The 12,744-nt window shown below is 37.6% G+C and carries 11 protein-coding genes and 1 riboswitch; of the genes, 8 read left to right on the forward strand and 3 right to left on the reverse strand.

Features of this window, described 5'->3' with window-relative positions:
• Nucleotides 1–9: 9 nt before the first annotated feature.
• From NKG37_RS08870 to NKG37_RS08885, 4 genes are all read left to right on the forward strand, one after another.
• Nucleotides 10–810 carry a PTS mannose/fructose/sorbose transporter subunit IIC gene (locus NKG37_RS08870; protein WP_016204023.1) on the forward strand — a complete coding sequence of 267 codons (801 nt, stop codon included), beginning with the start codon at nt 10–12 and terminating at the stop codon, nt 808–810.
• 17 nt (nt 811–827) lie between these two features.
• A complete protein-coding gene (locus NKG37_RS08875) occupies nt 828–1,739 on the forward strand; it encodes a PTS system mannose/fructose/sorbose family transporter subunit IID (protein ID WP_254416105.1) in 912 nt (303 codons plus the stop codon).
• A gap of 124 nt (nt 1,740–1,863) precedes the next feature.
• Complete coding sequence (locus tag NKG37_RS08880) at nt 1,864–2,880, forward strand: oxidoreductase (protein ID WP_254416106.1); 1,017 nt, start codon at nt 1,864–1,866, stop codon at nt 2,878–2,880.
• 205 nt (nt 2,881–3,085) lie between these two features.
• Nucleotides 3,086–4,759 (forward strand): ribonuclease J, encoded by a 1,674-nt coding sequence (locus NKG37_RS08885; protein ID WP_254416107.1) that lies wholly within the window; start codon nt 3,086–3,088, stop codon nt 4,757–4,759.
• On the opposite strand, the gene NKG37_RS08890 is transcribed toward NKG37_RS08885, so the two are convergent.
• Entirely contained in the window at nt 4,743–5,486 is a 744-nt protein-coding gene (locus tag NKG37_RS08890) for a D-arabinono-1,4-lactone oxidase (protein WP_254416108.1), read from the reverse strand. The two genes, NKG37_RS08885 and NKG37_RS08890, sit on opposite strands and share 17 nt — an antisense overlap.
• A 139-nt stretch (nt 5,487–5,625) precedes the next feature.
• Nucleotides 5,626–6,003 (reverse strand): FAD-binding protein, encoded by a 378-nt coding sequence (locus tag NKG37_RS08895; RefSeq protein WP_254416109.1) that lies wholly within the window; start codon nt 6,001–6,003, stop codon nt 5,626–5,628.
• A 663-nt stretch (nt 6,004–6,666) separates the two neighbouring features.
• Between NKG37_RS08895 and NKG37_RS08900 the strand changes: the two genes are divergently transcribed.
• From NKG37_RS08900 to NKG37_RS08915, 4 genes are all read left to right on the forward strand, one after another.
• The gene (locus NKG37_RS08900) at nt 6,667–8,376 is read left to right on the forward strand and encodes an NAD-dependent malic enzyme (protein WP_254416110.1); all 1,710 of its coding nucleotides are present in this window, start codon (nt 6,667–6,669) and stop codon (nt 8,374–8,376) included.
• 250 nt (nt 8,377–8,626) lie between these two features.
• Nucleotides 8,627–8,713, forward strand: a riboswitch (cyclic di-GMP riboswitch).
• Between the two features lie 126 nt (nt 8,714–8,839).
• On the forward strand, nt 8,840–9,208 hold the full coding sequence (locus NKG37_RS08905) for a hypothetical protein (protein ID WP_016204017.1): 369 nt from the start codon (nt 8,840–8,842) through the stop codon (nt 9,206–9,208).
• Between the two features lie 63 nt (nt 9,209–9,271).
• Nucleotides 9,272–9,985, forward strand: a complete 714-nt coding sequence (locus NKG37_RS08910) for a hypothetical protein (RefSeq protein WP_040343811.1) — start codon at nt 9,272–9,274, stop codon at nt 9,983–9,985.
• A 30-nt stretch (nt 9,986–10,015) separates the two neighbouring features.
• Nucleotides 10,016–11,209 carry a methyl-accepting chemotaxis protein gene (locus NKG37_RS08915; protein WP_212120345.1) on the forward strand — a complete coding sequence of 398 codons (1,194 nt, stop codon included), beginning with the start codon at nt 10,016–10,018 and terminating at the stop codon, nt 11,207–11,209.
• A 258-nt stretch (nt 11,210–11,467) separates the two neighbouring features.
• On the opposite strand, the gene NKG37_RS08920 is transcribed toward NKG37_RS08915, so the two are convergent.
• Nucleotides 11,468–12,592, reverse strand: a complete 1,125-nt coding sequence (locus tag NKG37_RS08920) for an IS4 family transposase (protein WP_100346321.1) — start codon at nt 12,590–12,592, stop codon at nt 11,468–11,470.
• Between the last annotated feature and the right edge of the window lie 152 nt (nt 12,593–12,744).

Below are 12,744 nucleotides of genomic sequence, written 5' to 3' on the forward strand. Positions count from 1 at the left end.
AACATGGATTTGAATATGATTCAAATAATATTAGTCATTATTGTAGCGTTTTTAGCTGGTGTGGAAGGAATTTTGGATGAATTCCATTTCCATCAACCAATCATTGCCTGTACGTTAGTCGGTTTAGTTACAGGGCAATTAGTACCATGTCTTATCTTGGGTGGAACCCTTCAGATGATCGCTTTAGGTTGGGCGAACATTGGAGCTGCCGTTGCACCGGATGCTGCGTTAGCATCAGTTGCATCTGCAATTATTTTAGTATTGAGTGGTCAAGGGGATGCGGGAGTATCTTCAGCAATCGCGATTGCTGTTCCACTTGCAGTAGCTGGTTTATTATTAACAATCATCGTTCGTACAATTGCAACAGGATTAGTACATTTGATGGATGCGGCAGCAAAAGAAGGAAACATTAGAAAAGTTGAACTATGGCATATTGTTGCTATCTGCTTACAGGGCTTACGTATTGCTATTCCAGCTGCATTAATTATCGCAATTGGTGCAGGTCCGGTGAGTGACTTACTTACAGCTATGCCAGATTGGTTGACAAATGGTTTAGCAATCGGTGGGGGAATGGTCGTAGCAGTTGGTTATGCAATGGTAATTAACATGATGGCTACAAAAGAAGTATGGCCATTCTTCGCAATTGGTTTCGTATTAGCGACTGTTTCACAAATTACACTTATTGGTCTTGGGGCTATCGGTGTTGCTCTTGCTCTTATCTATATTGCGCTTTCTAACAAAGGCGGCTCAGGTAATGGCGGAAACGGAAACACTGGTGATCCACTAGGCGATATTATCGATAATTACTAAGAAGGAGGGGACATACAATGGAAAAAGCATTAAAATTATCAAAAAGAGATCGTATTTCGGTTTGGTGGCGTTCTACTTTTATTCAAGGTTCTTGGAACTATGAACGTATGCAAAACGGTGGTTGGGCATTTTCGATGATTCCTGCCATTAAAAGATTATATAAATCAAAAGAAGATCGTGCTGAAGCACTAAAACGTCACTTAGAGTTCTTTAATACACATCCTTATGTAGCTTCACCTATTATTGGTGTAACATTAGCGCTTGAAGAAGAACGGGCAAATGGTGCGCCTGTTGATGATAAGGCAATTCAAGGGGTTAAAGTAGGTATGATGGGACCATTAGCTGGTATTGGAGATCCAGTTTTCTGGTTTACAGTTAAACCTATCCTTGGTGCATTAGCAGCTTCTCTTGCATTGACTGGTAACATTCTTGGACCAATTATTTACTTCTTTGCTTGGAACCTTATCCGCATGGGATTCACTTGGTATACACAAGAAGTTGGCTACAAAGCTGGTTCAAAAATTGCGGATGACTTATCTGGTGGGTTGCTGCAAAACATTACAAAAGGGGCATCGATTCTCGGGATGTTTATCCTCGGTGCACTCGTAAACCGGTGGGTATCGGTCAAATTTACCCCTGTAGTATCGTCAGTAGAGCTTGATGAAGGTGCTTATATTGATTGGGATAAATTACCTGATGGAGCAGAGGGGATTAAAACCGCCTTGGAACAGCAAGCTGCTGGTCTTTCATTAGATCCAATAAAAGTAACAACATTACAAAGTAACTTAGATAGCTTAATTCCTGGTTTAGCTGGATTATTGTTAACACTTCTTTGTATGTGGCTGCTTAGAAAGAAAGTTTCTCCAATCGTTATGATTCTTGGCTTATTCGTGGTAGGTATTGTATTCCACCTAATTCACTTAATGTAAGTAAGACAATATAAAAGAGAAAAGCACCTCCTAGTATGATTTTTTTAGGAGGTGCTTTTCACATGACAAATAGAAAGAAAAATGGGATAAATAGTATAATAAATAAATTTTTAGGAGGCTGCTTATGCTTACTATTGGTTATATTGGAAATGGAAAAAGCACAAACAGATATCATCTGCCGTTTGTGCTGCAAAGAGAGAATATAAAGGTAAAAACAATTTATCAAAGAAATCCTAAGCGGGAAAGCTGGGATCGAATTGCAGGAGTAAATTATACATCGGATTTAAAGGAGCTATTAAATGACAAGGACATTCAACTTGTCGTTATTTGTACAAGACATGACAGCCATTTTGAATACACAAAACTAGCATTAGAACATAATAAACACTGTTTGGTTGAAAAACCTTTTATGGAAACCTCTGAACAGGCAAAAGAAATATTTGCAATGGCAAAAGAGAAGGGATTAATTGTTCAGGCGTATCAAAACAGACGTTTTGATAGTGATTTTTTAACTGTTCAAAAGGTTATCGAAGAAGGAAAGCTCGGAGACTTGCTGGAAGTGGAAATGCATTACGATTATTATCGTCCCGAAGTACCAGAATCTGCACAGTCCTTTAATCCTGCGGAGTCATTTTTATATGGACATGGCTGCCATACACTAGATCAGGTTATCAGCTATTTTGGCAAGCCGGATAACATCCATTATGATGTAAGGCAATTATTAGGACAAGGAAGAATGAATGATTATTTTGATTTAGACTTATATTATGATAAGTTGAAAATATCGGTAAAATCCAGTTATTTTAGGCTGAAGGAAAGACCTAGCTTCGTTGTACATGGTAAAAAGGGAAGCTTTGTAAAAGAAACGAAAGATCGCCAAGAAGAGCATTTAAAGTTATTTTACATGCCTGATAACAAAGATTTTGGTATAGATACAATAAAACATTATGGAGTCCTAACATATATGGATGAAGAAGGTACAATCCACGAAGAAACAGTGAAATCTGTAAATGGTGATTATGGAAGAGTATATGACGATTTATATAAAGCGATTATAAATGGTGAAGATAAGACCATAACAGACGAACAGATTTTGCTGCAAATGGAAATACTAGAAACTGGCATTAAAAACTTGAAATAGTTCGAATGACAAGTATTATATTTTCGATTGAAGCCCCTTATTAGGGGTTTTTCTTTTTGAATGGCTGTTTTCGCATATTGCTTTTGCTATTAATCCGCAACAGTGGTGAGCCTTCTTTAATAAATGTGATTTATTTTCTTTCCTTTGCATGGAAATTTTACAAAAAAGGAATAATAATCATATTTAGTTTGATAGGAGGAGAATAATGAAGGTCACTGAAAATCCTTTGTCTTTTTTTGCCCTTGGTGGAATCAATGAAATCGGAAAAAACATGTATGTCGTTCAATATGAGGACGAGATTTTTGTTATTCATTGTGGCGGAAAGTTTCCTGATGAAAGTTTATTAGGTATTGATTTAATTATTCCTGATCTAACCTATTTGGAAGAGAATCGGGATAAAATCAAGGCTTTGATTGTTACCCATGGTCACGAAGACCATATTGGTGGAATACCTTATTTTCTAAGAAAATTAAGTATTCCTATTTATGCAACTAAGTTTACATTAGGCTTAATAGAATTAAAAATCGACGAACATAGGTTAAGAGGAGATACTGAATTATTGACCATAGACTCCAATACAAAGTTGGAATTTGAAAAGGTTCAAGTTTCCTTTTTTAAAGTAAGTCATAGTATACCTGACTGTCTGGGAGTTGTTTTTCATACTCCGGAAGGAAATATTGTCCATACTGGGGATTTCAAATTTGACTTAACCCCTGCCAATAACCAATATGCCGATATACATAAGATGGCAGAAATCGGTCAGCAGGGAGTCTTAGCTTTAATATCAGAAAGTACCAATGCGGAGCGTAAAGGGCTGACTCCCTCTGAACAAATGGTAGGTTCTCACATGGATGAAGCCTTTATAAAAGCAAGCGGGAAAATTTTTGTTTCTACATTTGCATCGAATGTCAATCGTGTTCAGCAAGTAGTAGAGTCGGCTAGGAAAACGAATCGAAAAATTGCATTGCTTGGGCGCAGTATGGTCAATATTGTAGATGTTGCTATGGAACGTGGGTATCTTACTATGCCTGAAGGGATGTTAATCGATGCTAGCGAAGTCGATAAACTACCAGCAGAAAAAGTTGCCATACTTTGTACAGGCAGTCAAGGAGAACCAATGGCAGCTTTATCACGGTTAGCAAGTGGAAACTTCCGTGATGTCACAATCTATCCTGGAGATACCGTTATACTTGCAGCGTCCCCAATTCCAGGAAACGAAAAAGATGTTTCGAAAATTATCGACAACTTATTTCAGTTGGGAGCTAAAGTGATTTATGGCTCTGGCAGTACTACGGGAATGCATGTTTCTGGTCATGGCTATCAGGAAGACTTAAAGCTGATGTTAACCTTGATGAAACCAACTTACTTCATTCCCATTCATGGTGAAACTCGTATGCTCCACCATCACCGGATGTTAGCTGAAGCAGTTGGAGTGGAAAAAGGAAATACCTTTATTATAAAAAACGGAGAAGTAGTCGATATCGAAAATGGAGTTGCTCGTCAGACCCGCTCTGTTCCAGCAGGAGATACGTATGTGGATGGAATGGGTGTTGGCGATGTTGGAGATATCGTATTACGAGATCGAAAACAGCTATCTGAAGACGGAATGCTTGTTGTCGTTATCACCATTAGCAAGGCAGACTGGAAGATAATTTCTGGACCAGATACGATTACTCGGGGATTTGTTTATGCACGTGACTCAGATGAACTACTAAAAGAAGTAAACCGTTTGGTCAAAACGACTGTGAACGACTTGCAATCGGAGAATATTCACAAATGGAATGTAATGAAACAAAATATAAAAAAATCAGTTGGACAGTATTTATTTAATCAAACAAAGCGCAAGCCAATGATTCTTCCTATTATAATTGAGATTTAGAAACGCTGACAAGGGTGCCTACTGACTGACTGCACCCTTGTTTAGAAGACGCTAATTGCTGAAAAGCAGGCATCTTTTCGTATAATGACTGTATTTTGGAAGGCGAAGTAGTAAACAGTTTCCCCCAATGCGGTTTTGCTTGAAAAGGTTCAAGCTGGGCTTCGATTAATGGCAGCACCTGTTGAACTTGCTCCCATTTTTCCTGCCACGTAAAGTGAAAGGCGACGGAATCCTGCTTATAGGATGGACTTAACCAAAGTTCATCTTGGGCAATTGTTCGTACTTCTGATATAAATAAATGTGGTGCAATATGTTTACGGATTTTGCTAAGTGCACAAAGAGCGTCATAGGCATGCTCTCGGGCCAGAATGTACTCACTTTGTAACTCTTGCCCTTTACTCGGAGTGAAGTCCATTCGGAAGTGTGGCATGCGATCGAGCCAATCCCCGGGTACACCAAGCTGCGCTGTGCAATTCTTTGCTCCGACCCCAGGTACAGGATGGAGATTTTCTTTAGCCGTTTTTGCTCCAAAAAAGTCTTCTCCCAACGAAAAAGTTTGATCATTTGTTAGTTTACTTTTCAGCCACACTTGATTAAATATTTCGTCCTGCCAATTTGTAAACAGACTGACACTATAGGCACTGGAATAAATAGTATCAAAATCGTGAGCTAATTGAGCGAGCGAAAGATTTTCATAAACATCTTGCCTCATTTGATAAGTTGGCATGATGTCTAGTGTTAGGGTTGTGACGACTCCAAGACCACCTAGTCCAACGACAGCGCCATGTAAATCCGCCTCTGATTTTTGGAAAAGGTTACAATACTTCCATCTGCTGTCACAACTTCCATAGCGGATACTGCTGCAGCTAGATTTTGATTGTTATTGCCTGAACCATGTGTTGCTGTTGCACATGCTCCAGCACCGAAATGTGGGGAAGAGAGGCAAGGTTATGTAAGGCATAGCCTTGTTGTTGAAGTGCATGACAAAGATCTCCATACTTAATTCCGGCCTCCACGGTTACAGTTCCCTTTTCGTGATTAATGGTTAAGACCTTATTGAGCTTTTGTAAAGATACTATATTCTCATTCGAATCTGCAATACTATTAAACGAGTGACGTGTTCCGATTACACGTAGTTTTGCTAAGCTTGATACTAAATGTTGAACCTCTTCAACAGATGCAGGTTCATGCCAGTTAGTTGTGCTATATTGAAAATTACCTGCCCAATTTCTTTGTAAACCCATGAGTCCCCACTCCTTTTGGCTCTTTTATCAGTTTAACTATACACATAAGAAGAAAGAATTTTCAATTATTATAATCCGTAATAGTAGTTTGAGATAAAAAAAGCATCAAAACATGACAATCTGTTAGTTTCAAGGGCATAACCTTCTATTCCTATAAGTGCTTTTTTTAATTACAAAAAAACTTCATGCTGTATTTTAGTATTATAATAATTTTAAAAAAACTTTTTAAAAAAGATTTGGATTAATCTCTTATGTTAGTTAAATCTTCTTAATAGCATATGTCGTTTTGCTAAATTTCATAATATAAATAAGGCTGCTTGTATCTCTTTTTTTTGAGCTTAGTAGCCTTTTGCTTTTTTTGCCTACCTTTTATTCCACTCTAAACGGACAGTAAGACTTCTCCCCGTCAAGCTTATGAGAATACGAGATAGGTGGGAGAACAACTGTCGATTGGTTCAACTAACCATCAGTGGGGGAGGAAGGAAAACCCCCATTGATGGAAGTTTCCCTTTATCCTTTACGTTATTTAGTTACAAAATAATGAATTTAAGTTAAATAGTCTAGTGGAAAAGAGCAAAAGACTTTAACATTAAAGGAAGTAGCTAGTTTTTGATAATAGAAGATTAATAGCTTTTAATTAATATAGAAAGAAGGAGCGACACAATGAGCGTATCTGAGAATGTAATTATCACAACACTAAAAGGAAAAGAAATTCTCTCTAATCCTTTTTTAAATAAAGGAGTAGCTTTTACGAATGGGGAAAGGGAGGATCTAGGTCTCGTAGGTCTGTTGCCCCCACAAGTGCTCACTCTTGATGAACAAGTGAATAGAGTTTATGAGCAATTCTCACTGTTAACCACAAATCTTCAAAAAAATCGTTTTCTTTATGATTTATATAACCGTAATGTCGTTCTGTTTTACCAACTTATAAAGGAACGCATAGCGGAAATGCTCCCAATCATTTATACACCTACTGTCGGTGAGGTTATCCAGTCATATTCTCATAGCTATCGCCGTCCGGGTGGATTATATCTCTCTATTGATAATCCTGAAGGCGTGGAAAAAGCATTTCATAATCTTGGAAAGTCTAAAAATGAGATTGATTTAATCGTCACCACGGATTCTGAAAGTATCCTTGGTATTGGGGATCAAGGGGTTGGTGGTATAGATATTGCGATAGGTAAACTAGCAGTATATACAGCTGCAGCAGGTATCGATCCAAGCCGTGTTCTGCCAGTTGTGTTGGATGTTGGTACGAACAATCAATCTTTAATTGAAGACCCTATCTATATTGGTAATAAATTCCCTCGTGTCCGTGGTGAACGTTATGACGAGTTCGTTGATTTGTTCATTCATACTGCAAGAAAGTTTTTCCCAGAAGTACTTCTTCATTGGGAGGATTTTGGCAATGTGAATGCACGAAATATTTTAAATAAATATGGTGATAATATTCTTACCTTTAATGATGACATCCAAGGAACAGGTGCGGTGACTCTTGCTGCTGTTATGTCTGCGTTGAAAGTCACAGGAGCTTCTCTGAAGGATCAACGTATTATTGTCTTTGGACCAGGTGCTGGTGGTCTCGGTAACGCGGATCAATTGGTAGATGCCATGCTGAGTGAAGGATTAACAATGGAAGAAGCTTATGATCGTTTTTGGGCTATTGACTATCGAGGGTTATTGACAGATGAAACACCTGATGTCTTTAAATTCCAATTGCCTTATGTAAGAAAAGCGGAGGAAGTAAAGGATTGGGATAAGAATAAGAACGGAATCATAGCATTAATGGAAGTAGTTAAGAGAGTGAAACCAACTATCCTAATTGGTACTTCTGGCCAAGCAGGCGCTTTTACGGAAGAGATTGTGAAAGAAATGGCAAAGTATGTGGAACGTCCAATCATTATGCCTATGTCCAATCCTACTAAACTGGCTGAAGCAGTGCCGGAAAACTTGATTAAATGGACAGATGGCAAGGCTTTAATTGCAACAGGCAGCCCTTTTGCCAATGTAGAATATAATGGTGTTTCCTATGAAATTGGGCAGTCAAATAATGCATTTATATTCCCAGGCTTGGGACTAGGAGCTATTGTTGCAAAAGCACAAATTTTTTCAAAAGGAATGTTCGCAGCAGCAGCCAATGCCGTCGCGAAGATGTGCGAGACTAACCAACCAGGTGCATCATTACTTCCTTCGATTGAAAAATTATATGAAGTATCTATCTATGTTGCGATTGAAGTGGCAAAGACTGCTATAGAGGAAGGGATTACAAGAGCAGATATTACGGTTACGGATGTTCCAAAAGCTGTAGAAGATGCAGTTTGGCAGCCTGAGTATAAAGAGATTAAGAGCGTCGGTATTTGGGCACATGTTTAATAATGATGAGGATTGATTAGTAAACTAAGTTTGTTACTTCTAGTAATAGTCGACCTTTCGACACTAGGAGTAACAGGCTTTTAATTTTTGTAGAGATTTATCTTATGTCTACTAGTTAGATCAGAGTAATTAGAACTATTTTTGTAAAAATGGCGATGAAGAAAAAATACTAGTATCGACAAAAAATGACAAGTTCTTTATAATAATATAGTAATATATATATATGATATTAGAACTATTGTTTTTCTATAATGAATAAAGGCAAACTTATCGAAAGGTAAGGACGCAAAGCTACGAGTCTAAAATCCTTCTGGATAATGATAGTCGGGTTGCCAAACATAACATCAAGCGATTATTTGGCTATCCCTATTTATCTATGTCTGGGATAGCTATTTTGTTTTGGACTTCTGTGGAAAATGTTGAAAATATAAAGTAGGTAGACTAAAAGAAAAGGAGATTAGTGATGATTGTAGTAGACAAAAAGAAGTATAAGATGGCAATAGATGAAAACGCAAAAGAAGTACATGTTCAGGTACATGGATTGATGAGAGCGGAAGACGCTGAAGGGTATATGGTTGATTTACAGGATACGATAAATAAAGTATCAAGAAAAGATTATACCTTTGTTGTTGATGGTACCCACCAAACGCCTGTTCCGTCAAAGGTTGTACCACAGCTGGAACAAACGATGCAATTTTATTGTAGCTTAGGTTTTAAGGATGTTATTGTAGTGAAACCCTCATCTAAAATTGCTCAAGTGCAAATTAGAAATGCCCTTGAAAGAATTGATTTTACTGGTACATTTATTGATCGTGTATCTCATTCTATGTAAGGCTAGGTATCAAGTAATACGAAGGGGTTTTTTATCTAATGAGTAGAAGGGACGTTGGGAAAATTGCAAAAAACACAAGCTTTATACACATATGAGATTATCACAAAGGAACAAACAGCTTTAATCGAAAAGGCTGCAAATTGTCTTGCCAGCTCTTTTATTGGAGTAGATGTAGTGGGGAAATGGGTTCAAGAGCCGATGGTTGGTCAATTAAATATAGGCTATGAAGATTTCTATCAATTTACGAAGGATTATCTAGATTCTACCATTGAGCAAGGATATTGTGCAGTCGCTCTAGATAGCAGTCATAATGTGGTTGGTGTACTTGCTGGAGATACAAATGCGCCGGAGATTATTGGAGAAGATGTATTTGAAGGTTCTTTTTCTGATATGAATGTTATCCTTCACGTTTTGGAAGATGTGGATAAACGTTTCATGGCAGATTATAAAGAACGTACTGGGAATGATATGAAGAATGGGGAAATGCTACATTTATTCATGTTAGGAGTAACGGCTGAACAGGAACGTCACGAAGTTATTAAGGAATTAGGAAATATATTAATAACGAAAGCAGCTGCACAAGGATTGAAGGCTGTTTTAGGAGAAGCGACAAACCCTAAGTCCATGCGTGTGATGGAGAAATATCATAATATGGTGAAATATAGAGATGTAGATGGAAATTATATTGTTCATAAGTATCAAGAGAATAGCAGACTTAATAGAATCCCTTCAACAATAGCTGACGGAACATACATCATTATTAAAGAACTGAAATAAATAATATAAAAATAGGAGAGTTAATTAATCATGGAAGCTATATTGCTAGGTATTATTGTTATCTTATTAGCTACAACAGTGTATTTTGCTTACCGATATTTTTCACTGAAACATCATCCGCATATCAATAATGAAATAATAAATGGGATGAAAGAAATAGCAGCAGGTAATATGAGTAGCAAAGTAGAGGGGACAAGCTCTTATCATGCTACATTTAATCAACTAATTGAGTTTTTAGATCGTATTAGAGAGAAGTTTTTTTCTTTTTCAGCAAATGTGCATAAAAAGGGAGAAAATTTAGCTGAAATTGGTGAATACGCTACAGAAAAAGCTGATATTGTTAGAGCTGCTATTGATGAGGTAGGCAGAGGGTTACAAAAACAATTAATAGCTACAGAGGAAAGCGCGCTATCGATGGAAGAAATGGCTCAGGCAATCGAAGATTTATCGATAAGATCCAATCAAATTTCTGAACAATCCAATACTACTTTAGAATTGACGGAAGAAGGAAATGAGAAGTTAAAGGACTCTTTAGAAAAAATGGAGCAATTTAACCAAACGATCAATACAACCTTCCATGCTATTAACAAACTTGGAGAAAAGTCTCAAGAAATAGGTACAATTGTAAAAGTAATTACGGGGATTTCCGAACAAATTAACTTATTGGCATTAAACGCAGCAATTGAAGCAGCTCGTGCAGGGGAACACGGTAAAGGCTTTGCCGTTGTAGCAGATGAGGTACGAAAGCTGGCTGAACAGTCTCGTCAATCTTCTTCTGAAGTATCAAATATTGTAAAAAATATCCAAGAAGAAACGGGTATAGTTGTAAAATCAATGCAACAGGGAACAGAAGAGTTTAAAGATACAAACACGAACATTTTAGAGGTTGGAACGATGTTCGAAAAAATTCTCGCTACTACAAAAACCATTGCCGAAAATAATACAAATTCTTCTGCAAGTACGGAGGAATTGTCTTCTTCTTCCCAGCAAATTATGACAACCATTGTACAGATAGCATCTATCTCACGAGAATCGGTTGAAATGTTTGAGGAATTAATTGAAATTAGTGATGATGAACTACAAACGATGCAAAAACTAGTGCAAGAAGCAGAGAACCTTTTAGCATTGAAAAATGATGTAGACAAACTACTATCTACTTGGAATCAAGGTGCTGAAACAGAAGTGGATCAACTTGCTCAAGATAAGGTTAGCGTAGCAATATAAAGATAAATGGCTTCTCATAGGTTAATCACTCCTATGAGAAGTTTCACTTTATGTCCGCCTTGGTGTGGGCTTTTTTATTTGGACTTGTCTGTTGTAGCGGGATTATCAAATTGCACTAGTGTTGCATAAATTTTGACTGAATTTTCTGCTTTCTTGTTTTTACTCATGAGAAGAAAAACAAAGACATTTGAATAGAGGTAGTTAACATCCATTTTTTTACTATAACCTTTGACGAGTGCAACAGACCTGTGAAATTCTTTAGGGCACGGTTTTCCCTACGATTTTTCGTAGCCATAAATGAGCGGATTTCCATGGTGCCGCTTTGAGTAAGCGACTAATTTGTAAGTACGTCCTTGAACTGTTCGTGTTCAGCTGTGCCAGTACATTTAGGCAATATACAATCATTGCGATATACACTTGATTATGTACGCCTTGTTCGCTCTGCGCGTAGAACTTTTTGATGTTCAGGTGCTGCTTCAACCATTTGAAAAATAGCTCGATTGCCCAGCGCGATTTGTACAATTCAGCGATATCATCGGCGCTTAAATCAAATCGATTCGTAATTAGATGCAGTTCGTTACCTTTTGAATCGAGCACTTTGATGAGGCGAAAGATATTTTCTGCACGATTTTGTGTGGTGCCGATCAGAATCATTTCATCCGACAATACAGTTGAATCGATTGGCAGTTTAAATGGCTCTACGACACGAATGACCGCATTTTTTCGCAAGCGTGAGACGAAGAAATAGCCATCATCGGTCATGCGGTCAAATCGCTCATAATCTAAGTAACCACGATCAAAAACGTACATGCATTCTTTGTCGTCAACGAGTACCTCTAGCTGGCCACGATCGTGTTCTTTCGCATTTGTCAGCACCGCATTATCAGGATAGGAACAGCCTTTTTCTGCGTAAACAAGGCGCAAATGAAGCTTGATACCTGATTTTGTTTTGCGAAACTCCGCCCATTTGTGATTATTCAAATTGAGTGGCAACGTACTCGAATCAATGATTTTCAGCGGTGTTGTCGTTTTCCGGCGCTGCTCATATTGAGATTTCGCATGAATCTGAGCGACTAAATCCAGAAAAACGTGCTGGAACACGTCTGTTGGAATTTGATTTAATCGGCGGCCTAATTGCGAAAAGCTAATCGATTCTAAATCCGTTGCTTTTTGAAGGTCGTCTGAAAACAATGTCTCACTGACAGCACGTAAACTTTCGATTTCGTTGAGTTGTGCAAATACGAGTAATTTCAAGAATGAAGTGATGTGTAGCTTCTTTGTATAGTAATTTAAATGATGGGTTTCCACTAATTCTTCTAATTTCGTTGAAGAAATCGGTGTAAACCATTGTTCAAATGATGTTTTTCGTGTAAACTTATCCATGCTTATGGTCCTTTGTATTGGATTTGGATGGTTTACTACCGCTCAACCAGTATAAAGGATTTTTTTATGCTTGGGTTATATTACAGAAAATTCAGATTTCTAGAAAGCGTTGAATTATTTTAATGCGACGCTAGTGATCAAATTGTTTAAAT

The sequence above is a fragment of the Niallia sp. RD1 genome, from assembly GCF_024219955.1.
In the GTDB taxonomy this organism is placed as follows: Bacteria; Bacillota; Bacilli; order Bacillales; family Cytobacillaceae; genus Niallia; species Niallia alba.

Coding starts and splice junctions, on each gene's coding strand:
- NKG37_RS08875 (WP_254416105.1), top strand. CDS start 828: ATGGAAAAAGCATTAAAATTATCAAAAAGAGATCGTATTTCGGTTTGG.
- NKG37_RS08880 (WP_254416106.1), top strand. CDS start 1,864: ATGCTTACTATTGGTTATATTGGAAATGGAAAAAGCACAAACAGATAT.
- NKG37_RS08885 (WP_254416107.1), top strand. CDS start 3,086: ATGAAGGTCACTGAAAATCCTTTGTCTTTTTTTGCCCTTGGTGGAATC.
- NKG37_RS08890 (WP_254416108.1), bottom strand. CDS start 5,486: ATGCCAACTTATCAAATGAGGCAAGATGTTTATGAAAATCTTTCGCTC.
- NKG37_RS08895 (WP_254416109.1), bottom strand. CDS start 6,003: ATGGGTTTACAAAGAAATTGGGCAGGTAATTTTCAATATAGCACAACT.
- NKG37_RS08900 (WP_254416110.1), top strand. CDS start 6,667: ATGAGCGTATCTGAGAATGTAATTATCACAACACTAAAAGGAAAAGAA.
- NKG37_RS08905 (WP_016204017.1), top strand. CDS start 8,840: ATGATTGTAGTAGACAAAAAGAAGTATAAGATGGCAATAGATGAAAAC.
- NKG37_RS08915 (WP_212120345.1), top strand. CDS start 10,016: ATGGAAGCTATATTGCTAGGTATTATTGTTATCTTATTAGCTACAACA.
- NKG37_RS08920 (WP_100346321.1), bottom strand. CDS start 12,592: ATGGATAAGTTTACACGAAAAACATCATTTGAACAATGGTTTACACCG.